Source organism: Arthrobacter sp. PAMC25564 (assembly GCF_004798705.1).
In the GTDB taxonomy this organism is placed as follows: domain Bacteria; phylum Actinomycetota; class Actinomycetes; order Actinomycetales; family Micrococcaceae; genus Arthrobacter.
In genome coordinates this window covers 1,656,631-1,679,890 of the sequence record NZ_CP039290.1, presented here as the reverse complement: position 1 = coordinate 1,679,890, position 23,260 = coordinate 1,656,631, and the positions used below count along the sequence as shown (strand labels likewise).

General features: G+C 68.3%; 23 protein-coding genes. 8 read left to right on the top strand and 15 right to left on the bottom strand.

Annotation, left to right across the window (positions count from 1 at the left end; translation table 11 throughout):
• Positions 1-37: 37 nt before the first annotated feature.
• Positions 38-883 (bottom strand): hypothetical protein, encoded by an 846-nt coding sequence (locus tag E5206_RS07705; protein WP_136321972.1) that lies wholly within the window; start codon positions 881-883, stop codon positions 38-40.
• Between the two features lie 222 nt (positions 884-1,105).
• On the opposite strand from E5206_RS07705, the gene xseA reads away from it, so the two are divergent.
• Together xseA and E5206_RS07695 are read left to right on the top strand one after the other, a co-directional pair.
• On the top strand, positions 1,106-2,392 hold the full coding sequence (gene xseA / locus E5206_RS07700; protein WP_136321971.1) for an exodeoxyribonuclease VII large subunit: 1,287 nt from the start codon (positions 1,106-1,108) through the stop codon (positions 2,390-2,392).
• A 69-nt stretch (positions 2,393-2,461) separates the two neighbouring features.
• A complete protein-coding gene (locus E5206_RS07695) occupies positions 2,462-2,692 on the top strand; it encodes an exodeoxyribonuclease VII small subunit (protein ID WP_136321970.1) in 231 nt (76 codons plus the stop codon).
• 50 nt (positions 2,693-2,742) lie between these two features.
• Here the strand turns inward: E5206_RS07695 and E5206_RS07690 are convergent, their stop codons facing one another.
• The 8 genes from E5206_RS07690 to E5206_RS07655 form a co-directional block, all read right to left on the bottom strand.
• Positions 2,743-3,597, bottom strand: coding sequence for a polyphosphate kinase 2 family protein (locus tag E5206_RS07690; protein WP_136321969.1), 855 nt, complete (start codon positions 3,595-3,597; stop codon positions 2,743-2,745).
• 70 nt (positions 3,598-3,667) lie between these two features.
• Complete coding sequence (locus tag E5206_RS07685; protein ID WP_136321968.1) at positions 3,668-4,888, bottom strand: pyridoxal phosphate-dependent aminotransferase; 1,221 nt, start codon at positions 4,886-4,888, stop codon at positions 3,668-3,670.
• Between the two features lie 175 nt (positions 4,889-5,063).
• Entirely contained in the window at positions 5,064-6,026 is a 963-nt protein-coding gene (locus tag E5206_RS07680; RefSeq protein ID WP_136321967.1) for an ABC transporter substrate-binding protein, read from the bottom strand.
• Complete coding sequence (locus E5206_RS07675) at positions 6,023-6,769, bottom strand: ABC transporter permease (RefSeq protein WP_136321966.1); 747 nt, start codon at positions 6,767-6,769, stop codon at positions 6,023-6,025. The genes E5206_RS07680 and E5206_RS07675 overlap by 4 nt, the downstream gene beginning before the upstream one ends.
• Complete coding sequence (locus E5206_RS07670) at positions 6,766-7,488, bottom strand: ABC transporter permease (RefSeq protein WP_136321965.1); 723 nt, start codon at positions 7,486-7,488, stop codon at positions 6,766-6,768. Before E5206_RS07670 ends, E5206_RS07675 begins: the two co-directional genes overlap by 4 nt.
• Entirely contained in the window at positions 7,488-8,594 is a 1,107-nt protein-coding gene (locus tag E5206_RS07665) for an ATP-binding cassette domain-containing protein (protein ID WP_136321964.1), read from the bottom strand. The genes E5206_RS07670 and E5206_RS07665 overlap by 1 nt, the downstream gene beginning before the upstream one ends.
• 153 nt (positions 8,595-8,747) lie before the next feature.
• On the bottom strand, positions 8,748-9,200 hold the full coding sequence (locus tag E5206_RS07660) for an NUDIX hydrolase (protein WP_136321963.1): 453 nt from the start codon (positions 9,198-9,200) through the stop codon (positions 8,748-8,750).
• Positions 9,201-9,252: 52 nt separating this feature from the next.
• Positions 9,253-10,191: a BadF/BadG/BcrA/BcrD ATPase family protein gene (locus E5206_RS07655; RefSeq protein ID WP_136321962.1), complete on the bottom strand. Its 939-nt coding sequence runs from the start codon at positions 10,189-10,191 to the stop codon at positions 9,253-9,255.
• A 36-nt stretch (positions 10,192-10,227) separates the two neighbouring features.
• Between E5206_RS07655 and E5206_RS07650 the strand changes: the two genes are divergently transcribed.
• Together E5206_RS07650 and E5206_RS07645 are read left to right on the top strand one after the other, a co-directional pair.
• On the top strand, positions 10,228-11,286 hold the full coding sequence (locus E5206_RS07650; RefSeq protein ID WP_136321961.1) for a nitronate monooxygenase: 1,059 nt from the start codon (positions 10,228-10,230) through the stop codon (positions 11,284-11,286).
• Positions 11,287-11,498: 212 nt separating this feature from the next.
• The gene (locus E5206_RS07645; RefSeq protein WP_136324019.1) at positions 11,499-12,716 is read left to right on the top strand and encodes an MFS transporter; all 1,218 of its coding nucleotides are present in this window, start codon (positions 11,499-11,501) and stop codon (positions 12,714-12,716) included.
• On the opposite strand, the gene E5206_RS07640 is transcribed toward E5206_RS07645, so the two are convergent.
• On the bottom strand, positions 12,713-13,876 hold the full coding sequence (locus E5206_RS07640; RefSeq protein ID WP_205760025.1) for a PLP-dependent aspartate aminotransferase family protein: 1,164 nt from the start codon (positions 13,874-13,876) through the stop codon (positions 12,713-12,715). The genes E5206_RS07645 and E5206_RS07640 overlap by 4 nt on opposite strands.
• A gap of 132 nt (positions 13,877-14,008) precedes the next feature.
• Here E5206_RS07640 and E5206_RS07635 point away from each other — a divergent pair, with 132 nt between their 5' ends.
• Positions 14,009-14,515 carry an Lrp/AsnC family transcriptional regulator gene (locus tag E5206_RS07635; protein ID WP_136321960.1) on the top strand — a complete coding sequence of 169 codons (507 nt, stop codon included), beginning with the start codon at positions 14,009-14,011 and terminating at the stop codon, positions 14,513-14,515.
• Positions 14,516-14,558: 43 nt separating this feature from the next.
• Here the strand turns inward: E5206_RS07635 and E5206_RS07630 are convergent, their stop codons facing one another.
• Positions 14,559-15,800 (bottom strand): MFS transporter, encoded by a 1,242-nt coding sequence (locus E5206_RS07630; protein WP_136321959.1) that lies wholly within the window; start codon positions 15,798-15,800, stop codon positions 14,559-14,561.
• Between the two features lie 176 nt (positions 15,801-15,976).
• Here E5206_RS07630 and E5206_RS07625 point away from each other — a divergent pair, with 176 nt between their 5' ends.
• The 3 genes from E5206_RS07625 (at position 15,977) to E5206_RS07615 (ending at position 19,269) form a co-directional block, all read left to right on the top strand.
• Positions 15,977-16,474: an Lrp/AsnC family transcriptional regulator gene (locus E5206_RS07625; RefSeq protein ID WP_136324017.1), complete on the top strand. Its 498-nt coding sequence runs from the start codon at positions 15,977-15,979 to the stop codon at positions 16,472-16,474.
• A 76-nt stretch (positions 16,475-16,550) separates the two neighbouring features.
• A complete protein-coding gene (gene corA / locus E5206_RS07620; RefSeq protein WP_136321958.1) occupies positions 16,551-17,546 on the top strand; it encodes a magnesium/cobalt transporter CorA in 996 nt (331 codons plus the stop codon).
• A gap of 49 nt (positions 17,547-17,595) precedes the next feature.
• On the top strand, positions 17,596-19,269 hold the full coding sequence (locus tag E5206_RS07615; RefSeq protein WP_136321957.1) for an AarF/ABC1/UbiB kinase family protein: 1,674 nt from the start codon (positions 17,596-17,598) through the stop codon (positions 19,267-19,269).
• A gap of 43 nt (positions 19,270-19,312) precedes the next feature.
• Here E5206_RS07615 and E5206_RS07610 read toward each other — a convergent pair whose 3' ends face one another.
• The 4 genes from E5206_RS07610 to E5206_RS07595 form a co-directional block, all read right to left on the bottom strand.
• Positions 19,313-19,636 (bottom strand): hypothetical protein, encoded by a 324-nt coding sequence (locus E5206_RS07610; RefSeq protein ID WP_136321956.1) that lies wholly within the window; start codon positions 19,634-19,636, stop codon positions 19,313-19,315.
• A 49-nt stretch (positions 19,637-19,685) separates the two neighbouring features.
• The gene (locus E5206_RS07605) at positions 19,686-21,281 is read right to left on the bottom strand and encodes an ABC-F family ATP-binding cassette domain-containing protein (RefSeq protein ID WP_136321955.1); all 1,596 of its coding nucleotides are present in this window, start codon (positions 21,279-21,281) and stop codon (positions 19,686-19,688) included.
• Between the two features lie 73 nt (positions 21,282-21,354).
• Positions 21,355-22,458 carry a class I SAM-dependent methyltransferase gene (locus E5206_RS07600; protein WP_136324016.1) on the bottom strand — a complete coding sequence of 368 codons (1,104 nt, stop codon included), beginning with the start codon at positions 22,456-22,458 and terminating at the stop codon, positions 21,355-21,357.
• Between the two features lie 311 nt (positions 22,459-22,769).
• Entirely contained in the window at positions 22,770-23,237 is a 468-nt protein-coding gene (locus E5206_RS07595) for a GatB/YqeY domain-containing protein (RefSeq protein ID WP_136321954.1), read from the bottom strand.
• Between the last annotated feature and the right edge of the window lie 23 nt (positions 23,238-23,260).

The following is a 23,260-nucleotide window of genomic DNA, read 5'->3' as shown; positions in this document are numbered from 1 at the left end:
TGTTCAAAGCCACCCGTTTTTGGCGGGCAGGCGCGGTTCAGGCGCGGCGGCGGCCGCCGACGGCGCGAAGCACGAGGCCGCCGGCCAGCAGGACCCCGCCCGCCACCGCGGCTGTCAGGATCCACTGCCCGAAACTGCCCGCGGAAGCGGCCACAAACTCGAGCTTGAAGGTGTCCGCCACCTCGTTGCCGCTGGAGGTCCCGGTCAGCGCGGCGCCGGCGGCATCGGAAGCCAGTTTCCACGCCCCGGCAAGCACCAGTACGCCGGCTCCGGTCCCCGCCACGACGCTCCAGCGGCGGCGTGCGGCAACCAGGGCCAGCAGGAAGGCGATGCCGGCTCCGACGGCTACGGCATAGCCCATCGGCGCGTAGGCGGCCGCCCTTTCGATGGCCTGGCGCTGGTTGGACTGCCCGATGTGGATCAACACCTGGTCCGGTGCGCTGAGCGGCAGCTTCGTGGCGTCCGACACCTGCTTCGCGACCAGCGCCGCCAGCGGTGCGACGTCCAAGGTCAGCGAGGTGGCGCCGTCGGCCTCCGCCGGCAGCGTGGCCGGATCTGCGAAGGTCAGCCGGTGGCTCCTGCGCAGCGTTTCCGCCCATGCATCCGGGTAGCCTGGCATGCCGGTCAGGGACTGTGCCGCGGCTTCCAGGATCGGCCGGGCCAGGTCGGTGAGGGCACCGGGGATCCGGTCTCCGGACCCGAGGCTGCTGACGGCCGCGGTGGCGAGCCTGCGCTGGAAAACGGGGTCCTTGCCCAGCGGCCCGGCCAGGGCGGCGAACCCGTCTTCCTGGACGATGTTCCGGTCAACCCAGATGGCTGGAACAGCTACAGCCGCCATCAGGAGCCCGATGAGTACGGCGGCGGCCGAGACGAAAGTGCGCAAAACAGAGTCCTTGGAAGTCGTGGGGATACTGCCATCCTACGGGGCACTGCCCGGCGAGCGATAAAGTCCGGCCCTGGTGATAGAGCTATGGATAGAGTTGAAACAGACAAGTTCCAGCTGCCTGCCGGTCACCTTTCCTGAAACGTTACCTGCGGACGGCTCCGCCCCGGCAAAGGACAACACCACATATGCACACGGCACTCTCCGCCCCCGGAGACAGGCATGCCTGAGGATCCTGCGGCAGCCACCACGCTTCCGGCCACGGCGGCGCAAACCAGCCCGGACAATCCCTGGCCCCTGCAGCTGCTCTCCCAGAAACTCAAGATGCACATCGACCGCGCGCCCTCGGCCTGGGTCGAAGGCCAGGTCATCGAGCTGAACCGGCGCGGCAGCAACGCCTACCTGACCCTGCGGGACATCGACGCGGAGATTTCCCTGCCGGCATCGATCTGGACGAATGTGCTGGACCGCCAGCAGACACCGCTGGAACGCGGCTCCCGCGTGGTGGCCCTGCTGAAGGCCGAGTTCTGGCTCAAGACGGGCCGGCTGAGCATGTCGGTAAAGGACATCAGGCCGGTGGGCCTCGGGGATCTGCTGGCCAGGATCGAGCGGCTGCGCCAGGCCCTCGCGGCAGAGGGGCTGTTCTCGGACGCCCGCAAGAAACGGCTCCCCCTGCTCCCGCACCGGATCGGCCTCATCACCGGCCGCGACTCGGACGCCAAGAAGGACGTACTGCGCAACGCCGCCCTGCGCTGGCCGGCCGTCGAATTCGAGATCCGGGAAGTCGCGGTCCAGGGGAACACCGCCGTCGCGCAGATCATCGCGGCGCTGCGGGAGCTGGACGCCCACCCCGTCGTTGACGTCATTGTCATCGCCCGCGGCGGCGGAGCCTTGGAGGACCTGCTGCCGTTCAGCAACGAAGAGCTCATCCGGGCCGTGTCCGACGCCGCAACGCCCGTGGTGAGCGCGATTGGCCATGAGGCGGACCGGCCGATCCTCGACGACGTGGCAGACCTCCGGGCTTCCACCCCCACCGACGCCGCCAAGAGGATCGTTCCGGACGTCGTCGAGGAGCTCGCCCTGGTGCGGCAGGCACGGGACCAGCTCCGCCGCGGCGTCACACGGCTCGTGGAGCGGGAAGCCGACCGGCTGGCCTCGCTGCGCTCCCGGCCGGTGCTCGCGTCCCCCGAAGCCATGGTCACCACCCGGCTCGACGACGTCGAAAGGCTCAAGGGCCGCTCGCACGCGGCCGTCAACACCGCGGTGGTGCGGGCCGCGGACCAGTTGGTCCATCTCAGGGCCCAGGTGCGTGCGCTCTCGCCGCAGAAGACCCTGGACCGTGGTTACGCCGTCGTGCAGCTCAGCGATGGTGAGGCGGTCCCCGGCACGCCCCGGGAGGTTGTCCGGCACCCCTCGCAGGCGCCGGAAGGAACCGCGCTCTCGGTCCGCGTGGCCGGCGGCAGGTTCACCGCGCAGTCCACCGGCGGGCAGGAAGCCTCCGACAGCTGAACCCGCGGAATCCCGCCTCACCGTTCGATCAGAACCACCCCTCCCCCGGAACCCATCAAGGAGTACGACATGGCAGCAGAAACAAAGCCGAACACCGACATCGACGGACTGAGCTATGAGGATGCCCGCGAGCAACTCGTCGGGGTCGTCGGCAGGCTGGAAGCCGGCGGTGCCAGCCTGGAGGAATCCCTGGCGCTGTGGGAGCGCGGCGAGGCGCTGGCCAAGCGCTGTGAACAGTGGCTGGAAGGCGCCCGCAAGCGCCTTGCCGCCGCCCGGGACCAGGCCGCGCAGGACGGCTAGGGAAACGGCACGTCCGGCGGCGGACAGTCCGGGCCGTTCAGGAGCGCCGTTCAGGAGCGTTGGACCAGCTCCCGTTCCATGCCGACGTCGAGGTCCGGGACGGGCCACTGCAGTTTCAGCCCCTCGAGTGCCTCAAGCAGCAGCTGCTGCACGGCGATGCGCGCGTACCACTTCTTGTTGGCCGGCACGACGTGCCACGGGGCCTGTTCGGTGCTGGTCTTGTCGAAGGCCTTCTGGTAGGCGTCCATATAGTCTGCCCAGAAGGCCCGTTCCTTCAGGTCCGTGCTGCTGTATTTCCAGAGCTTGGCCGGATCCTCCAGCCGGGCCAGCAGCCGCTCCTTTTGTTCGTCGCGGCTGATGTGCAGCATGACCTTGACGATTCTGGTTCCGGCACCCGTCTGCCGGGCCTCGAACTCGTTGATGGCCCGGTAGCGGCGCTCCAGTTCCTCGGGGCTGGCCCAGCGGTGGACGCGATGAATCAGGACGTCCTCGTAGTGGGAGCGGTCGAAGACCCCCACCATGCCCGCCGCCGGCACTTCCTTCTCGATCCGCCAGAGGAAATCGTAGGACTTCTCTTCCTGAGTGGGTGCCTTGAAGGACTTCAGCTGGACCCCGTGGGGATTCATGGCGCCCATGACGTGGGTTACGATTCCGCCCTTGCCGGCAGTGTCCATGGCCTGCAGGATGAGCAGGATCCGTTTGGTCCCGCCAAACCGGGACTCGGCGAAGAGCTGCTCCTGGAGCTGGGCGAGCCTGTCGTCCAGCTGGTCCAGCAGCTGCTCGCCGTCGGGCTTCTCGCCGTCGTAGCCGGGTGTCGAGCCTGGGTCCAGCGCCTTCAGGCTAAAGCCCTTCCCGACCTTCAGGAGTTTCGAGGGGTGGTCATCGAATGTCGCGGAGCCTGCCATCAATGCCTCTTTCCGGTTGGCGCAGCCGTGGTCCGCGGGGCGAGGGCCCCGTTGCGCTGCTGACCGAAGCCTAGTTCCCCTTGTAGCGGCTCAGGAAGTCCGCCATGCGGTTCAGTGCCTCTTCGAGGTCCTTGACCAGCGGCAGCGTGACCATCCGGAAGTGGTCCGGGCGGACCCAGTTGAAGGCGCGGCCGTGGGAGACGAGGATCTTCTGCTCGCGGAGCAGGTCCAGGACGAACTTCTCGTCGTCACGGATGTGATAGACCTCCGGATCGAGCTTCGGGAACAGGTACATGGCGCCCCGCGCCTGCTGCGTGCTGACGCCCGGGATGGCGTTGAGCATGTCATAGGCCTTGTTGCGCTGTTCCAGCAGGCGTCCGCCCGGGAGGATCAGGTCGTTGATGCTCTGGTAGCCGCCGAGTGCCGTCTGGATCGCGTGCTGGGCCGGCACATTGGCGCACAGGCGCATGTTCGCGAGCAGGTTGATGCCTTCGAGGTAGTCTGCTGCGTCCTTCTTGGGGCCCGAGATGGCCATCCAGCCTGCCCGGTAGCCGCACACGCGGTAGGCCTTGGACAGGCCGCTGAACGTCAGGCACAGCACATCGTCCCCGGTGAGGCTGGCCATGTTCACGTGGACGGCGTCTTCGTAGAGGATCTTCTCGTAGATCTCGTCGGCGAAGAGTACCAGCCCGTGCTTCTCGGCGAGGGCCACGATCTTCTTCAGCGTGTCCTCCGGGTACACCGCACCGGTGGGGTTGTTGGGGTTGATCACCACAATGCCCTTGGTGCGCGGGGTGATCTTCGCTTCGAGGTCCGCCAGGTCGGGCTGCCAGCCCGAGTCCTCGTCGCACAGGTAGTGCACGGGTTTGCCGCCGGCCAGGGCCACGGAAGCGGTCCACAGCGGGTAGTCCGGCGTCGGGATCAGGACCTCGTCGCCGCCGTCCAGCAGTGCCATCAGCGACATGGTGATGAGTTCGCTGACGCCGTTGCCCAGGTAGATGTCATCGACGTGGATGTTCTGGATACCGCGCGTCTGGTAGTACTGCGAGACGGCGGTGCGGGCGGAGAAAATGCCGCGGGAATCGCTGTAGCCCTGGGCATGTGGCAGGTGGCGGATCATGTCCACCAGGATCGCGTCCGGCGCTTCGAACCCGAAGGGGGCCGGGTTTCCGATGTTCAGTTTGAGGATGCGGTGACCCTCTGCCTCCATCTGCTGGGCGGCCTGAAGAATCGGTCCACGGATGTCGTAGAGGACATTATGAAGCTTGGTGGACTGCTTAAATTCTGCCATTCATCAAATATGCCATATGCCGCATCCACTTCCGGCGAGACATGCCTCACAGCCGTTTCCCGCCGTCACAAGCGGTGAAACCGCACCAGAACCACGACGGCGGCTGCCGGCACCCCCGTGAGGGAGCGGAGGCCGGCAGCCGCCGTCGAACGCAGGGAAGGGCTGTCAGCCGGCCTTACTTGACGATTCCCTTGTCCTTGAGCCACGCAGCGGCGGCGTCCTTGGGGTTCTGTTTCTGGCTCCCGCTGACGGCCCGGTTGAGGTTGATCAGGTCATCGGTGCTGAGGATCCTGGACACGGCGTTAAGTGCCTCCTTCGCCTTGTCCGTCATCTTGGACTTGTTGTACAGCGGCAGCACCTGCTGGGCGATGAAGTTGTTCTTCGGGTCCTCCAGCACCACCAGGTCGTTGTCCGCGATGGACGGGGTGGTGGTGTAGATATCCGCCACCTGGACCTGGTCCGAGAGCAGGGCCTTGAGCGTGACGGCGCCGCCGCCGTCGCTGAACGGCTCAAGCTTCTTGGGCTCGCAGCCGTAGTTCTTCTTCAGGCCCGGCAGCCCGTAGGCGCGCTCGGCAAAGGTCGCCGGGGCGCCCACGACGATGTCGCTGCAGACCTTGGCCAGGTCCTCGATGGATTTGAGCTGGTACTTCTCCGCGGTGGCCTTGGTGACGACCATGGCGTCCTTGTCCTCGGCCTTGGAGGCGTCCAGCACGGCCAGGCCTTCCGGCAGCTTGGCGGGAAGCGCCTTCGCGATGTCACCGGCCGAGACTTCCGTGGCGTCCTTGTTCACGTACAGCAGGAGGTTGCCGCTGTAGTCGGGGACGACGTCCACGGACCCGTCCTGCACGGCCTTGAAGTACACCTCGCGCGACCCGATGTTCGGCTTGGTGCTGGCCGTGACACCGGCAGCGTTCAGGGCACCCGCGTAGACCTCGGCGACGATCTGGCTTTCCGGGAAATCGGCGGAACCGATCACGAGGGGTCCGCCGGATCCGGAGGCGGCACCACTGCTGGCCGGGGCCGAGCCCAGCGGATTGGATGAGCCTCCGCAGGCGGACAGGGCCAGGGCCAGGCCTACGCCGGCGGCCAGGCCGCCGAATGCGCGCCTGCCAAGTGCCCGTTGGCGGGTTTCCTTCATGACATACCTCCTTGAACAACAGTCCCCGCGGTCACGGGGTCTGTGAGATCAACCGCAGCCTGCTGGCTCCGGTCCGGCTGGGAAGAGGCGCGCCTTGACAGGAAGAGCCTCTGGAACAGGGCAAGGACAAGGTCGACGGCGATGGCGAGTCCTGCGATGAGCAGCGAACCGCCCAGCATCTGAGGGAAGTCGGAGAGGACGAGACCGTCGAACAGGTAACGGCCCAGCCCGCCCAGGTTAATGTATGCCACCACCGAGACGGTCGCGATCACCTGGAGCACGCCGGTCCGGAACCCGCCGAACATCACCGGCAGGGCGTTGGGGAATTCGGCGCGGAAAAGCACCTGGAGTTCGGTCATACCCATGGCGCGGGCAGCGTCTACCACGTTCCGGTCAACACTCGAGATTCCCGCATAGGTGCCGGCGAGCAGGGGCGGGACCGTCAGGATCACGAGGGCCCAGATCGGCGGCATGAGACCGATGCCGGCCAGCAGCACGAACAGGGTGAGCAGTCCCAAGGTAGGCAGGGCGCGGAGCGCGCCGGCGAGGGCCACGACGGCGACCCTCCCCCGCCCGGTGTGCCCGACGTACAGGCCGACCGGAACGGCGATGGCGGTGGCGATCAGCATAACGAGGCCCGTGTACTGCAGGTGCTCGGCCAGCCGCACCGGGATCCCGGAGACGCCGGACCAGTGGGCCGGGTCGGCGAGCCACTCGAAGGTGTCCGTGACAACGTTGCTCATACGTCACCCCCGCCTGACTTCGCTGCGGAGAGCCGCAGGGCCGCGGACGGAAAGGTTGCCTTGTCCGGGCTTGCCCCAGGCCCGGCAGCCGCCCGGGTCCACGGCGTCAGCACCCGCTCGAGCAGCACCAGGACGGCGTCCATCAGGAGCGCGAGGACCAGGATGGCGATGATGCCCACCACCACCTCGGTGACGAAGTCCCGCTGCAGGCCGGAGGTGAAGAGCATGCCGAGGTTCCCGATCCCGAGCAGCGCGGCGACGCTCACGAGCGAGATGTTGCTGACCGAAACCACCCGGAGGCCTGCAAACATCACGGGCAGGGACAGCGGCAGGTCGATCTGGAGGAAACGGGCGGCGGGTTTGAAGCCCATGGCGACGGCGGCCTGGCGGAGGTCCTCGTCCACGGAGTCGAAGGCATCAAGGGCGGCGCGGACCAGCAGGGCGACGGCGTAGATGGTCAGGGCCACCACCACGTTGGCGGGGTCCAGGATCCTGGTTCCGATGATGGTGGGCAGGATGATGAAGAGCGCCAGCGAGGGGATCGTATACAGCAGTGAGGATGCCGTCAGAACCACGGAACGCAGCGCCTTGTTCTGCCGGGCGAACTGGGCCAGCGGAATGGAGATGAGCAAGCCGAAGGCCATCGGGAGGATGGCCAGGACGAGGTGCTGGCCGGCAAGGCTGAAGACCTGCCCGCTGTTGGCGAGGAACCAGTCCATCAGCGTGCGCCCTGCCGGAAACGCCGGTCGGCGTCGATCACCGCGAGCACCTCGGCGGCCTTGACGACGCCGGCCACCCTGCCGTCGGCGTCCACGGCGACCCCCAGGCCCGACGGCGAGGACAGCGCCGCGTCCAGCGCCCGGCGGAGGGTTTCACCCTTGCGGAACAGGGAGCCGCCCGGAACCATCACCGGGCCCTTGCCCGGGCCGGCCCAGCCGAGCGGGCGCAGTTCGGCGTCGACCACCAGCTTCCAGCCGTGGTCCCAGTCGCCGTCCGGCCCGCCGCCATGGTCAAGGTCCGCCGGGGTGAGCGTACCGATCTGGTGGATGGTGACACCGTCGGACGGGCTGAACGCGAGGTGCCGGAAGCCGCGGTCCCGGCCCACGAAGGACGCCACGAAGTCGTTGGCCGGGGCGCGCAGGATCTCCTCCGGGGTGGCGTACTGTGCCAGTTTTCCTCCCACGGCGAAGACGGCCACCTTGTCCCCCAGGACGGTGGCCTCATCGATGTCATGGGTGACGAAGACGATGGTCTTGGCCAGGTCGCGCTGCAGCCGGAGCAGTTCCTTCTGCAGTTCGTCGCGCACCACGGGGTCCACCGCGCTGAACGGCTCGTCCATGAGCAGTACCGGAGGATCGGCGGCAAGCGCCCGTGCCACACCCACGCGTTGTTGCTGGCCGCCGGAGAGCTGGGACGGATACCGCTTGCCGAGGGACGGGGCCAGCCCGACGACGTCGAGCAGCTCCCCGGCACGCTTGCGGGCGTCGGCCTTGGAGACCCCGTTGAGCCGGGGGACGGTGGCGATGTTGTCCAGCACGGAGCGGTGCGGCATCAGGCCCGAGGACTGCATGACGTACCCCATGGACCGCCGCAGCTTCGCCGCCGGCACCGAGGTGACATCCTGCCCGTCAACAGTGATCGTCCCGGACGTCGGCTCGACCATGCGGTTGATCATCCGCAGCGAAGTGGTCTTGCCGCAGCCCGAGGGGCCGACGAAGACCGTGATGGTGCCCTTGTCGATGGACATGGTCAGATCATCGACGGCAGGCTGGCCGCCCTGGTACTGCTTGGTGACGCTCTGGAACTCGATCATGGCTTCAGCCATCTCCGGGCTTACCTAACTGTTGGCGGCAACATCGGATGGTCCAGCCAGCTGATCATAGGCATGCTGATTTTTGGCTGTAAAGACAGGTATGACCCAGCGTAGCCAGCGCCACCGGCGAATTCAGGGATATGCGGCCAGGGAGCCAGGGAAACTTCAGGAGAGTTTGCCGTCCAGCGGCCGTTCGCGGTAGAGCCGGAGCGCCGCGTCCACGAGGGAGACCTTGTTCAGTTCCGGCACCTCGGCCAGCGGGATCCAGGCCGCGTGCGTGGTGCTGCCGTTCACCTCGTGGCGCAGCTCCCCGCCGGTGATGTTCGCTTCGTAGACGAGGCGCAGCGACTGGAAGTCCCGCTCGCCGCCGTCGATCCGGATCTCGGCGGGCCAGTGCCCGACGTCGATCCCCAGCATGGGGCCGATCTCGGCGTGATAGCCGGTTTCCTCGTAGATCTCCCGGCGGCATCCGTCCACCGGGTGCTCGGCCAGGTCCAGGCCCCCGCCGGGAAGGGTCCAGCCTTCGCGTCCGCCCTGCTTCCAGTACGCCAGCAGGATGGCGCCGTCGCGGATGATGACCGCGTAGGCGGCCGGCCGGGTGTCGAAGTTCAGGCTCATCCCTCCAGCGTAGTGGCCCGGCAGCGTAGTCGTAGTGGCTCGGCAGGCCTGGTCAGCCCTGCTCGGCCACGAGTTGGAGCACACCAAAGACAGGGTCCTGCGCCAGGACGCGGACGTCGGTGATCCCTGCGGCTGCCAGCGCGGCGCGGAAGGATTCCTGCAGGCGGGGGACGTTCATGCCCAGTCCGCTGCCCAGGATCACCGGGCCGTCGATGCCGAGCTTCCGGACCGCCTGCTCCGCGAGGGCCGCCAGATCCCGCCCGGCCTGGTCCACGAGCCCCCGGCTTGCGGCATGGCCGGCATCGGCTGCGTCGACCACCAGCCGGCCCCGCTCGGCCCAGTACCGCCGCCCGGTTTCCGGCGAGTGGAAGAGCGCGATCAGCTTGTTGGGGTCAGCCACCCCGCAGGAGGCCAGCAGGGCAGTGGTGAGTTCGTCCGGTTCGTGCCCCTGGTTCATCCGGCGCAGGCTGTGGCGGACAGCCTCGCGGCCCAGCCAGTAGCCGCTGCCCTCGTCGCCGAGCAGATAGCCCCAGCCGCCGGCGCGGGCCTCCTCGCCGAGGCTGTTCCGGCCCCAGGCCGCCGAGCCCGTGCCGGCGATCACGGCGACGCCGGTGCTGGCACCGCCCGCGGCCAGCAGCAGCCGCGAATCGTGGACCACGGTGATCCGGGCGCCCGGCACGAGCGGCGCGATCAGGGCGGCGAGCGCCGCGGCGTCGTCGTCGGTATCGATGCCGCCGGCTCCGGCGTAAACCTGCGCGACGGCGCCGCCGCCGATCCGGGCAAAGAGCTCCTCGAGGTTGCGGGCCGCTTCCTCGCGGCTGACGTTCTGGACATTCGAGCTCCCCACCGACTCGTCGGCAACCGGGGTGCCGTCCTCGAAGCGGACGCCGCGGGTCTTGGTGCCGCCGATGTCCAGGCCGATCACGGCGCCCGCCGCCGGGGAGGAAGATGGAACGGAATCCGCCGCCGGCGGGTTGTCAGTGTTGGTCACACGAACAGACTACTGAATCGCCTCAAGGAGTGAACCATGCCGCATCCCCTGTTCGGTACCCGCATCATTGCGGCCCCCATGGCCGGCGGGACGTCCACCCCGGCCTTCGTCAGCGCCGTGCACTCCGCCGGAGGCCTGGGCTTCCTCGCCGCCGGGTATAAGACCGTCGAGGCCATGCAGGCGGAGATCCGCAGCGCCCGGGCCGCCGGGGCGCGTTTCGGGATGAATGTCTTCGTCCCCGATCCGGCCCAGCTGGAGCAGTCCGAGGCCCTGCGGGACCGGCTGGAGGAGTACCGCTCCCGGCTGCGGACCGACGCCCGGCGCTACGGGGCGGAGGTCCCGCCGCTGCGGCTCGACGACGACGACCGCTGGCAGGGCAAGATCGATGCGCTGCTGGAGGATCCTGTGGAAATGGTCAGTTTCACGTTCGGGCTGCCGGGTTTCGACGTGGTGCGCGCGCTCCATCGGGCGGGCTCCGTGGTGCTGGCCACCGTGACGACCCCCGCCGAAGCGCTGCAGGCAGCCGCCCAGGGCATGGATGCGCTCGTGGTCCAGGATGCGAGCGCCGGAGGCCACAGCGCGGCGTTCCAGCCGCGCGCCGAAAGGCAGAACGGCACGATGGCCGGCCTGCCGCATGACGGCCGGCCGGGCACGACGGCGGAGCTGGTCGCCCTGGTCAGGTCCGCCGTCGGGCTCCCCTTGGTTGCTGCCGGCGGCGTGATGGACCGTGACGGGCTGGACGCCGTACTGGCGGCGGGAGCGGATGCTGCCCAGCTGGGCACGGCGTTGCTTCGGACCGATGAGAGCGGCGCCCGGCAGCTGCACAAGGATGCCTTGGCCAGCCCGCACTTCACCCGGACGCGGCTCACCGCAGCCTTCACCGGACGGCCGGCCCGGGCGCTGGTCAACGAGTTCGTCCGGGACCACCCCGGTGCCCCCGAAGCCTATCCGGCCGTCCACCACCTCACCGCGCCGCTGCGTGCGGCAGCGGCCGCAGCCGGGGACCCGGAGCGGGTGAACCTCTGGGCTGGCACGGGCTGGCGGCAGGCGCGGTCTGGTTCCGTGGCGGATGTCCTGGCGGGGCTGCTGGGCTGACGGAATCCCGCCGGACCGGACTCGCCGGAAGTGTGCCACTTCGCCGGAAGCCCGGGGCTTCCGGCGAATTGAGCGCCTTCCGGCGAACTCACGGCATGGCCCGGATGCCTGGATCCCCGAGGCGTGCCTTTCCAAGGACCTAGTCTGGAGTCATGCCACGCTTTTCACCACGCGCCTCCACCCCGCCACGCCGGACCCCGGCACTCCAGGCCATGGCTCCTGGCTGGGCGGGGCATGCGAAGGGATCCCCCGCCTACCGGAGGATCCTCGCCGGGCTGGCATTCGCCGGCGTCGCGACCTTCGCCCAGCTCTATTCCACCCAGGCGGTGCTGCCGGTCCTCGCCGCGGATCTGAAGGTCACGGCGGCCGAAGCGGCGCTGACGATTTCCCTGGCCACCGTGGGACTGGCCGGGACAGTCCTGCCCTGGTCCTTCCTCGCCGACCGGATCGGCCGGGTCCGCGCCATGATATGGGGCATCTCGGCCGCAACTGTCCTGGGCCTGCTGGTCCCGCTGGCATCGAGCTTTCCCCTGCTCCTGGGCCTGCGGATGCTTGAGGGGATGGCACTGGGCGGCATACCGGCCATTGCCATCGCATATATCAACGAGGAGGTCAACAAGGCCCACGCCGCCCTTGCGGCGGGAAGCTATGTTGCAGGCACCACGCTCGGCGGGCTGGCCGGGCGGCTCGTGGCAGGCCCTGTCGGGGATCTCTGGGGATGGCGGGCCGCGGCCCTGGCCGTCTCGGTCCTGGCCACGGCAGCAGCCGTCCTGTTCCTGGCGCTGGTCCCGAAGGCGCTGAGGTTTACGCCGGTCGCGGCGAACGGTTTCCGCGGCGCCCTCAGGACCCTCGGCGGCCACGCCCGGAACCCGCGCCTGCTGGCCCTGTATGCCCAGGCTTTCCTGCTGATGGGGGGATTCGTGGCCATCTACAACTACCTCGGATTCCGGCTCTCCCGTGAGCCCTTCAGCCTTCCCGCCACCGCCGTCAGCCTGATCTTCCTGGCCTATCTCTCCGGAACCGTCTCGGCCCGCTGGGCAGCCGGGTTGACCGTGCAGTTCGGCCGGCGCACCGTCCTGATTTCCGGGACCGCACTGATGGTGTGCGGACTCGCGCTGACGCTCACCGAGCTGCTGCCGCTGATCCTGATGGGGCTGTTGCTGTTCACCGCCGGCTTCTTCGCGGCGCACAGCGTAGCCTCCGGCTGGACCGGGGCGATCGCGACGACGGGGCGCGCCCAGGCCGCCTCGCTCTACAACCTCTCGTATTACCTGGGCTCCAGTGTCATCGGCTGGGCCGGCGGCCTGGTCTTCCAGTCGCTGGGCTGGACGGCCCTCGCCCTGACCGTGATCGGGCTGGCGTGCGCGACGGCGGTGATCACCGCCGTCGCGCATCCCTCCGGAGGATCCCTGAGACCGGCGCCCGGCTAGCGCGTGGCCTCGATGGCCTGGACGAGATCGGCCACGATGTCCGACGGGTCCTCCAGCCCCACCGAGATGCGCAGCAGGCTGGCGTGCGGCTTGGCTTCTGCGGCCACCGGGCGGTGGGTAAGCCCGGCCGGATGCTGGATGAGGGTGTCGATGCCGCCGAGTGAGACGGCGTGCGTGATCATGCTGACCGCGGACGGGATCCGCTCGGCGTGCCCGGCGCTTGCCAGTTCGAACGCCATGAGGGACCCGGGACCGGACATCTGCGTGCCGACCAGGCCCTGCGGATCGCACTCCGGCAGTCCCGGGTAGTAGACACGCTTCACCAGCCCGTGTTCCGCCAGGGCGGCGGCGACCTTCTGGGCGCTGGCCTGCTGGGCACGCACCCGTACCGGCAGTGTCGCCAGCCCGCGGTGCAGCAGGTAGGCCGGCCACGGGGTCAGGATGCCGCCGGTGACGGCCCGGATCCGGCGCAGCCGGGTGGTCCACTCGGGGGCGGCGGCCACGACGCCGCCCATCGCGTCGCCGTGCCCGCCGAGGAACTTCGTGGCGCTGTGCATCACCATCGCGGCGCCGTGCCTGAAGGGCTGCTGCAGCACCGGGCTCGCGAAGGTGTTGTCCACCAGGAGCGGGACGCCGTCAGCAGCCGCCACCACCCGGGCGATGTCCACCAGCTCCAGGCTGGGGTTGGCCGGCGTCTCCAGGATGACCAGCCCGGTGTCCGGCCGGAGGGCGGCCTGGACGCCCTCCGGCGTCGTGAAGGTGACCTCATTGCCCAGCACACCGGAGGCGAGGAGGTAGTCACTGCCGCCATACAGCGGCCGCACCGCCACCACGTGCTTCCTGCCGGCGGCGACGACGGCGAGCAGCACCGCGCTGAGTGCCGCCATTCCGGTGGCGAAAGCCACGGCCTCGGGGGTTCCCTCAAGAACGGCCACACCCTCCTCGAAACGGGCGACGGTAGGATTCCACAGGCGCTGGTAGACGGTACTCTGCCCCTCGACGGGCGTTCCGCCCATGGCCATGTGCTCATAGGCGAGGCCGCCGTCGTGCACCGAGGGCAGCGGCGCCGTGGTGGAGAGATCGATGGGCACGGCATGCACGCCCAGTTCGGTGAGGCCGTTGCGGCCGGCATGGACAGCCAGCGAGTCTTGGGACAGCACGTTGCTCCTTTTGAATATTCGCCATTGAATGCCGCAAGTATCTGGCAATAATTCGGAGTTTCACAGGGCTTGTGAATGGAACTGTCAGAAAGAGCTGTTTATGATGAACTGACAACACTTCAAGGAGGATCCGTGAGTAGCAGTGCGAAGAATATTCGGCCGGGAGCGGGTGCCGGCGAGCCGCTGGACGCTATCGACGAGCGCCTGCTTGCGGCCCTGGTGGCGGATGCCCGCATCTCCAACAAGCAGCTGGCCGAACTGGTCGGGATCGCTCCGTCCACGGCACTGATGCGCACCCGGGCCCTGCAGGAACGCGGGATCATCCAGGGCTTCGAGGCCAAGCTCAGCCTCTCCGCGATCGGCCGCTCGGTGCAGGCCCTGATCGCCGTCAGGCTCCGGGCCCACGACCGCGAACAGATCGACCGCTTCACCGCCCGCGTCCCCAGACTGCCCGCGGTGCTTTCGACCTTCCACACCTCGGGTTCGGTGGACTACCTGCTGCACATTGCCGTTGCCACCACGGAGGACCTGCGCGACTGGGTACTGGACAACCTGGCCACGGATCCCGTCGTCGGCCATACCGAGACCACCCTGGTGTTTGACCACATCCAGGGCAACCACGGCCCGCTGCCGGACTGACCGGCAGCCCGGTTGCCCGGCGTTCATCCGGGCGTTTGGGGGTTCAGAACCTCCTGCGCAGCGCCGTGCGGAGGGTGGCTGCGGCCAGCGCGAAGGCTGCAACCGAGCACAGCACCACGAAGCCGGTTACGGCTGCCTGGAGGCCGAACGCCCCCGCCGCGGCTCCCAGCCCGATAACGGGGAATGCGCTTCCGAGGTACGTGATGACGTAGACGGTGCTGATGATCCGGGCATGATGGGTGGCCTCGACCTTGCCCGCGACATCGTTGAACACGGTCCGGAAGGAGATGCCCTGCCCGATCCCGGCGGTGACGCTGGCCAGGATCAGCAGCCAGGGGCTGCTCCAGGCCGCGGCCGCGGCGATCAGCAGCACGGATACCCCGAGCACGGCCAGGCCCGCGGGAACCACGAAGCGGCCACGCACGGCCAGCAGCTGGCTGAGTGCGGAGGAACCGAGCGTGAGCCCTGCCAGCAGCCCGATCAGGGGACGTGAATCGGCGTGGACGATCTGCGCGAAATAGCCGGGCGCGAGTGAGAGGCAGAAGCCGAAGACCGTGAAGCTGAGGAACCCCACGGCGGAGGCCAGCCAGAAGGATCCCCGGGCCTCGGAGGAAACGGAGGGGCGGCGGGGCGCCAGGACCCTCAGCGGCTGCGGACCGGCAGCCTGGCCGACGGCAGGGCGCGCCTTGAGCAGGTACAGCGGGACCAGCAGGGCGGCCAGCAGGAAGGAATGCAGGTAGTACGGCGTGGACGTCGGCCCGGGCAGCAGCGAGAGGACTCCCCCGATCCCCGGCCCGGCGGCCACCCCGCCGGCGGAGGCCAGCAAGGTGAAGCGCGAGGCCCATTCGGGACGGCTTGGCAGCAGTTCACGCAGGGCTGCGGAGCTCGCGCCGGTGGCCAGCGCCACCGCAATGCCCTGCAGCGCCCGGCCGGCGCACAGGGCCGGGAGGCTGTCCGCAGTGGCGAAGACTGAGCCGCCGGCGAGGCCCACCAGCACCGCCAGCACGAGGGCTGCCCGGCGGCCGATGTGGTCCGACCAGTGGCCGGCCAGCATGAGTGTGGCCACGAGGGCCAGGACGTAGGCGGCGAAGACCGCCGTGATGTCCAGCGCGGTGATGCCGAGCTTCGCCTGCAGCAACGGGTACAGCGGGGTCGCAAGGTTCGCGCCGACCAGCAGCGTGAAGATCACGACGCCGGCCATTGCCAGCCGTGCGGTGGTGGAGGCGTCCCAGCCCCGGCGTCCAGCGGAGGCCGGGCGCATGCGTAGTTCGCTGAAGACAGTCATGTCCGTGCCCTTGCGTGAAGCCGGACCGGGCCTTCCCTCTTGTGGAGGAGCCGGCCGGCCCGGGTGAGATCTGATATCTACAGAATGGGGCACTTATGACTCATCAGACTGATTTTCATGCCAATATTGATCAAAACAGTCAACCGTTGGCCGCCACAGTGAGCCGGAGTGATGATTTGAACAGCCTGGACCCCACCGACCTGAAGATCCTGCTGGAACTCATCCGGGATCCGCGGATCCAGATCGCCGAGCTCAGCGAGAGCCTGGGCATCGCCCGGAACACCGCCCAGTCCCGGCTGCGCCGGATGCTGCGCTCCGGCCTGCTGCACGACGGCGGCCGCGAGATCGACCTCGAGGCGGTGGGCTACGACGTCGTCGCCTTTGTCACGATCGAGGTGAACCACCGGGAGCTCGACGGCGTGGTGGGCGCCCTGCGCCTGATCGCGCAGGTGCTGGAGGTGCACGAGATCTCCGGCCGCGGTGACGTCTGGTGCCGGGTGGTTGCCACCGACACCCACAATCTCCAGGCCGCCCTGCGGTCCATTCTCAGGATCAGGGGCGTGATCCGGACGGAAACCGTCCTGGCCCTGCACACGCACATCCCGTACCGCACCGAGCCGCTCATCAGCAGGCTGGCCCAGGGCAGCGCGCTGGCGCCGGGCAGGTCCACGTGACACCCTGGCCGCCTCCGGCCCTCACGTTCCGCGCCCCCTGCCGCCCGGACGCTTCCGGAGACTGGATAATTGCCCGGTGACTATCATCGACAACGCCGTCTATGTGGACGGCGTCCGCAGTGCCGAGCCGCAGAGCCTCGAGCAGACTTTCGAGACCCTGACCACGCACGGCGGCATGGCGTGGATCGGGCTGTACCGGCCGACGGAGACCGAGATGGCCGCCGTCGCGGCCGAATTCGGGTTGCATGGGCTGGCCGTGGAAGACGCGATCTCGGCGCATCAGCGTCCCAAGCTGGAGCGCTACGACGACAACCTCTTCACGGTGCTGCGGCCGGCCCGCTATCTGGATGACACCGAGACGGTGGAGTTCGGCGAGCTGCACGTGTTCACGGGCAGGAACTTCGTGGTCACCGTCCGGCATGCCGAGACGGGGGGCGTCGCGCAGGTGCGGCGCCGGCTGGAGCAGCGCCCGGACCTCTTGAGCCACGGCCCGGAGTCGGTGTTGTATGCCCTCATGGACCAGGTCGTGGACGATTATGTACCAGTCGTCGCCGGGCTGGAAAATGACATCGACGAGATCGAGGACCAGCTCTTCAGCGGTGATCCCAAGGTGTCCCGGCGCATCTACGAGCTTGCCCGGGAAGTCATCCAGTTCCAGCGTGCCATCCACCCGCTCCCGGCCATGATGCAGCATCTCCGGCGGGGCTTCGAGAAATACGGGGTGGACTCCGAACTCCAGCACAACCTTCGTGACGTCGAGGACCATGTGGAGCGGCTGATCTCCCGCGCCGATTCCTTCCGTGACCTGCTGCAGAACGCGCTCACCCTGGACGGAACGCTGACGGCAAACCGCCAGAACGAGGCGAGCGCCGAGCAGAATGAGCAGGTCAAGAAGATCTCCTCGTGGGCGGCGATCTTCTTTGCGCCCTCCTTCGTGGCGGGCGTCTACGGCATGAACTTCGACCACATGCCGGAACTGCATTGGCTGCTCGGTTACCCGATGGCGATCGGACTGATGGCCGCCACGGCGACGCTGATGTATACAATCTTCAAGAAAAAGGGCTGGCTCTAAGGCTCATCGGCTTCCCGGGCGAGGCACCGGGCCCGTGTAGTGTGGCGGCATGAGCGCGCGGCGGGACCGGTTCCGGTACATCGTGGAGACCCTGACAAGGCACGGACTGGGCTTCGTGCTGGGCCATCTGGGGCTGGACCGGCGCGTTTGGGCCGAAGGCCGCCCCTCCCCGCACGGGCGTCCGCCCCGGGGCGTGACCCTGCCGGTGCGGGTCCGGCTGGCGCTGGAGGATCTCGGCGCCGTTTACATCAAGTTCGGGCAGATCGTCTCCACCCGCACCGATGTGCTCCCGCCGGAATACGCCTCGGAGCTCGCGAAGCTCCAGGACGCCTCTCCTCCCGTTCCTGTGGCCGGGATCCGGGCCGTCATCAGCGAGGAACTCGGCGCCGCGGCGGACCGGCTGCTGGCCTCACTCGACGACGCTCCCCTCGCCACCGGGTCCATCGGGCAGGTCCACTGCGGCCGGGTTGATCCCGGCGACGGCACCGCACGGGGAACCATGGCCGACGTCGTCGTCAAAGTCCGCCGGCCCGGCGTCGTGGCGCAGGTCAATGAGGACCTGGAAATCATGGCGGAGCTCGCAAAGCGGGCGGAGCAGGCTTCGGCCACCATTGCCGGCTACCACGTGGCCGCTCTCGTGGACGAGTTCTCGCAGACCCTGCGCGCGGAACTGGACTATCTGCAGGAGGCCCGCAATGCCGAGCTATTCGCCGCGAACTTCGCTGGCGACCCCCGTGTCCACATCCCGCGGGTGTTTTGGGATACCACCACGTCACGGGTCCTCACGCTCGAACGCCTCCGCGGTATCAAGGTCAATGACGCCGAGGCCCTGCGCGAGGCAGGGATCGACCCCGGCGAGCTGGCCGTGCGGGCCTGCAGGGTCCTGCTCAAGATGGTCTTCGAGGATGGGTTCTTCCACGCCGATCCCCACCCTGGAAATTTCTTCGTGGAGGAAGACGGCCGTCTCGGCATCATCGACTTCGGCATGGTCGGCCATATCAGCGACGCCTTGAAGGGCCAGCTGGTCAGGGTCCTGCTGGCGGTCGTGGCGAAGGACGCCGGCCGGCTCACCACAGCCGTGGCCCAGATGTGCGGTTCGACGGCGGCCGGGGACTTCGGAGCTCTGCGGGCCGCGCTGGGCCGGCTGCTGGACCGCTACGCGGGCCGGCCGCTGGCGGAAGTGCCACTTGTGCCGGTCGCGGCCGAATTGGCCGGACTGTTGCGTGCCCACCATCTCAGGCTGCCCCGCGAGATGGCGCTGATGGTGAAGATGCTGGTGATGGCGGACGGGCTGGGCAAACAGCTGGATCCTGGATTCGAGCTGACCTCCCAGCTGGCTCCCTTCACTCGGAAGATCGTCCTCGGTTCCCTCTCCCCCGAGGCGCTGGCCGAGCGCCTGAAGAAGCTGGGGTGGGAGGCCCTGAGGCTCGGGACCGATGCGCCCGATATGGTGCGCCGCATGGTGGAGGTCCTGGAACGCGGCGGCATCGACGTGCACTTCCGGGCGGAAGAGCTGGACCGGCTCGCGGACAAGGCGGAGAAAACCGGGAACCGGATCGTCGCCGGGCTGATCACCGCCGCGCTGATCAACGCGATCGGCGAGATGGTCGCCATCCAGCCCGACCGTTGGCAGAAATGGCCGAAAGCCCTGTTCACCGCGGGAATCGGCGGGGTGGGGGCTCTCGGGGCCTACCTGGCGCTGAGCTCCCGGCACCGGCGGTAGCTGCCCGCGGGGCCGGGCGCCGCAGTCGTCCTGACCGCCAGTATTACCGGGAGGACCGCCGGTTGCGCGCCTGGGCCACGAGCCGCGCGAACGCCAGCACGAAGACCGTCTCGATCACCAGCATGAGCCCGAGCAGCAGCCACTGGCCCTGGCCGACGAAGGCGATGGCCCCGACGAGGACCAGCGTGGTTCCGAGGACCAGCGCGTAGACGGCGAACCCGATCGCCACGCGTGCGCTGCGCACACCCGTGCGGAAGCCGAATCCCAAGGGCTCGCCCCCGGGGTACCCCTCGACCCGGTCCGGCCCTGCGGGCTTGAGCCTGTCGAACTCTTCCCAGGGGTCCCGGTCCTGATCTTGCTGTGTCATAGCCCCATTATCGCGCGAATCCGGCGGGCCGGAGGGGCCGTGCCAGCGCTCAGGCGGCGCGCACGTCGATTTCGCCGGTTTCTGCGCCGTCGGCGCCGAAGACGAGGTGCCGGTTGGCGACCTTTTCGGTGAAGAAGCGGTCATGGCTGACCACCACCACGGCGCCGGGGAAATGGAGCAGGGCCCGCTCCATGACCTGGGTGCTGGACAGATCCAGATGGTTGGTGGGCTCGTCCAGCAGCAACACCGAGGCCCCGGAGAGCAGGCATTGGGCCATCGCGACGCGCGCCCGCTGCCCGCCGGAGAGGTTTCCGATCCTCTGCTTGAGGTCGGCCTCGGAGAACTGGAACATCGTCAGGAAGCGGTTCACCGACTTCCTGGTCGCCGTGAAGGCGAGGCTGCCCGGCATCGCGTTGACGGCGTGGGTGACGGTGTCGTCCGGGTCGAGTTCGTCGAGGACCTGGTTGTAGGACACCACGGCCGTCCCGCTGGCCCACGCCACCTTGCCGGCATCGGCCGGTTCCTCCCCGGCCAGCACGCGCAGCAGGGTGCTCTTGCCGCTGCCGTTGGAGCCCAGCACAGCGATCCGGTTTCCCCGCCTGATTTCAAGGTCCAGCCCGGTAAAGAGCGCCTTCTCGTCGTAGGACTTTCCGAGCCCTTCAATGCGGCACAGCACGTCCTTGACATGCAGGCCCCCGTAGATCTCGGTAATGATCTGGTCGACGGGCCGGGGCGCCCGGGACTTCTTGATCCTGGCCAGCTGGTTGCCCAGGCTGCCGCCGGCTGCCTTTGCCGCCTCACGGCGGTCGGCGATGCCCTCAGCCTCAAACGCCAGCAGTTCGGACTCGTGGACGAACTGCGCCTCGAGGGTCTTGAGCCGGAACTGTTTCTGGATAACGTACTCGCCGAAGTTTCCGGGGTATTCGTGGAGGTGGAAGTTCTCGACCTCGATGATGCGGGTGACGACGGCGTCCAGGAACTTCCGGTCGTGCGAGACGACGATCGCAGCTCCCCGGAAGTCCCTGAACCAGCCTTCGAGCCACTCGACGCCGGCGACGTCGAGGTAGTTGGTGGGCTCGTCCAGCAGCAGCACGTCGGGGGCCTCGAGCAGGATCTTGGCCAGTGCCGCACGGTTGCGCCAGCCGCCGGACAGTTCGTCAATCGCGCAGACGCGGTGTGCCTCGCTGAACCCGAGGGTGGTCAGCACCGTGTCGATCCGCCGGCCGTAGTCCCAGCCGTCGAGGCGGTCCATGTCCTCGAACAGTCCGGCCTGGCGGTGGATCAGGCGGTCCAGTTCCCTGGCGTCCGAGGGGTCCGCCGCGATGGCCACCTCAATGGAGGCGAGTTCGGCTTCGATGGACTTGATCCCGGAGAACAGCCCGTCCAGGACGTCGGTGATGGTGGTGTCGCCGTTAAGCTCGGAGAACTGCGAGAAGTACCCGACCCTGGTCCCGAGTTCGACGGTGACCGCGCCGGTGTCGGGCGCCACCTGCTCGAGGATCAGTTTGAGGATGGTCGACTTGCCTGATCCGTTCCTGCCGATCAGGCCGACCCTGTCGCCTGGTTCGAGGCGGAAGAAGGCCTCCCGGAGGATCTGGGTGTTCTCGAAGCGGACGCTGACGTCTTGCAGCCGGATCAGGCTCATTGGTGTTTCTCTCTCGGATGGGGGTCTTGGGGCCGGGAAACGGCATGGCGCGGCTTTGCGGTGAGGCCCCGGACTAACGGGGAACGAGCCGCCACAGGGAGGTGACCTCGGCCGCGCGCGCCTCGAACAGCGGATCACTGCGGTCGGATGCCTTCGGATGTGTTGGCCTGGTGTCGAGCCGTCCCGTCACGTGCAGCCCGGCCGAGTCAATCGCGGACAGCAGATCGTCACGGGACCGCAGGCCCAGGTGCTCGGCCAGGTCCGAGAGGACGAGCCAGCCCTCGCCACCCGGCTCCAGATGGTCGGCGAGCCCGTTCAGGAAGCGGAACAGCATCCGGCTGCCGGGGTCGTAGACGGCGCTGTCCAGGGACGAATGCGGCGTGGCCGGAATCCACGGCGGGTTGCACACGACGAGCGGTGCGCGTCCGGGCGGGAACATGTCGGCCAGGACGGCCTCGGCGCGGTCCTGCACGCCGAGGTTCCGGAAATTCTCGCCGGCACAGGCGATGGCACGGGGTTCGTTGTCCGTTGCTACCACGCGGCGGACGCCACGGCGGGCGAGGACGGCGGCGAGCACTCCGGTGCCGGTGCCGACGTCGAACGCCAGCGTGTCGGATGGCAGCGCAGCGGCGGCCACGAGGTCCACATACTCGCTCCGGGTCGGGAAGAACGTGCCGTAGTGCGGGTGGATGCGGCCCTTCAGGGCATCGACGTAGACGCCGTTCCTTCGCCACTCGTGTGCACCTATTGCGCCCACAAGCTCGTGCAGGGACACAACCGAAGGTTCGCCGATTGCACCGTACGCCTCGGCGACAGTCTCCCGGAGATCCGGGGCCCGCCGAAGCGGCACCACCGGGCCCGGATCCAGCGGAATCAGCAGCAGGCCGAGAATGCGTGCACGATGCGAGCGGGACTGGCGATACCGATAGAACTCATCGGCCGCAGTGCCGGGGACCTTCTTCGTTCCGGCGCCCAGACGGCGGTCCATGGCGTTGAGGACCTGCCGTGCGTTGTGGAAGTCACCGTGCCAGAGCATCGCGATGCCCTGGGATGCCATCCGGTTCGCGTCATCGGCCGTGAGAGTGTCGGTGACCACTTCGATGCGTGTCGGCGCCGGCCTGCCGTTGGCCGACAGCCATCGGGCCGTCCTGCTGCCGGCGGCATCGGCCCAGGCCACGACGGCAGGCCCGTCCGGCGTGGCAGAGCCCGGGGCCCTGAGGCCCGACGTCGGATTTCCCAAGGGGGCTTGCGCATCGGTACTGATAAAGGTCCATTCCCAGCGTCCGAGGGCGGATCGGAGACTGACGTTAGCGCGGTAATTCCGCGACGTCCTGCGGACCGGCCAGGATTCCGGAGAGCCGTCCGGCCACGAACCGGCCGGATCGCTGGCCAATCATGTCATTCAACCGGCTTTCTCAGGATACAGGGGGCATGGCCGCAAACGGCCACGGCCGGAGCCTGGAGCTTCCGGCCGGCCCTGCCGTGCTGCTACCCGGCGATGCGGTTGCGGACGATTTCGCTGACGGCCTTGCCGTCGAAGCGCCCGGCAACTTGGGCGGTGACGGGCTTCATCACCGCCCCCAGCTGACGGATGGAAAGCTCGACGCCGTCGGCCTTCAGTGCCCCGATGACCCCGTCGACGATGGCTTCCACCTCGGCGGCGGTGAGTGCCTTCGGCAGGTACCCCTCGATGACCTCGGCCTCGGCGGTTTCCGCCGCGGCACGCTCGGCCTCGCCGGCCTCCGTGTAGATCCGGGCGGTGTCGCGGCGCTTGGCGGCTTCCTTCTGCAGCAGGGACGTCACCTGGGCATCGTCCAGCACGACCGGCGTCTTGCCGGACTTTTCACGTGTTTCGATTTCGCCAAGGACGTTGCGCACGGTCGTCAGTGCGACCTTGTTGCGGTCCTTCATGTAGCTGACCACGTCAGCGTGCAGTCGTTCTTTCAGGGTGCTCATGGCTTCCATCGTCTCATTGCCAC

Excerpts from the sequence above, each read along its gene's own strand:
- E5206_RS07675 (WP_136321966.1), bottom strand. The coding sequence starts at position 6,769 with ATGAGCAACGTTGTCACGGACACCTTCGAGTGGCTCGCCGACCCGGCC.
- E5206_RS07685 (WP_136321968.1), bottom strand. The coding sequence starts at position 4,888 with ATGGCAGAATTTAAGCAGTCCACCAAGCTTCATAATGTCCTCTACGAC.
- E5206_RS07660 (WP_136321963.1), bottom strand. The coding sequence starts at position 9,200 with ATGAGCCTGAACTTCGACACCCGGCCGGCCGCCTACGCGGTCATCATC.
- E5206_RS07615 (WP_136321957.1), top strand. The coding sequence starts at position 17,596 with ATGAGCGCGCGGCGGGACCGGTTCCGGTACATCGTGGAGACCCTGACA.
- E5206_RS07645 (WP_136324019.1), top strand. The coding sequence starts at position 11,499 with ATGGCTCCTGGCTGGGCGGGGCATGCGAAGGGATCCCCCGCCTACCGG.
- xseA (WP_136321971.1), top strand. The coding sequence starts at position 1,106 with ATGCCTGAGGATCCTGCGGCAGCCACCACGCTTCCGGCCACGGCGGCG.
- E5206_RS07665 (WP_136321964.1), bottom strand. The coding sequence starts at position 8,594 with ATGGCTGAAGCCATGATCGAGTTCCAGAGCGTCACCAAGCAGTACCAG.
- E5206_RS07670 (WP_136321965.1), bottom strand. The coding sequence starts at position 7,488 with ATGGACTGGTTCCTCGCCAACAGCGGGCAGGTCTTCAGCCTTGCCGGC.
- E5206_RS07650 (WP_136321961.1), top strand. The coding sequence starts at position 10,228 with ATGCCGCATCCCCTGTTCGGTACCCGCATCATTGCGGCCCCCATGGCC.
- E5206_RS07595 (WP_136321954.1), bottom strand. The coding sequence starts at position 23,237 with ATGAGCACCCTGAAAGAACGACTGCACGCTGACGTGGTCAGCTACATG.
- E5206_RS07680 (WP_136321967.1), bottom strand. The coding sequence starts at position 6,026 with ATGAAGGAAACCCGCCAACGGGCACTTGGCAGGCGCGCATTCGGCGGC.
- E5206_RS07695 (WP_136321970.1), top strand. The coding sequence starts at position 2,462 with ATGGCAGCAGAAACAAAGCCGAACACCGACATCGACGGACTGAGCTAT.
- E5206_RS07605 (WP_136321955.1), bottom strand. The coding sequence starts at position 21,281 with ATGAGCCTGATCCGGCTGCAAGACGTCAGCGTCCGCTTCGAGAACACC.
- E5206_RS07690 (WP_136321969.1), bottom strand. The coding sequence starts at position 3,597 with ATGGCAGGCTCCGCGACATTCGATGACCACCCCTCGAAACTCCTGAAG.
- E5206_RS07630 (WP_136321959.1), bottom strand. The coding sequence starts at position 15,800 with ATGACTGTCTTCAGCGAACTACGCATGCGCCCGGCCTCCGCTGGACGC.
- E5206_RS07610 (WP_136321956.1), bottom strand. The coding sequence starts at position 19,636 with ATGACACAGCAAGATCAGGACCGGGACCCCTGGGAAGAGTTCGACAGG.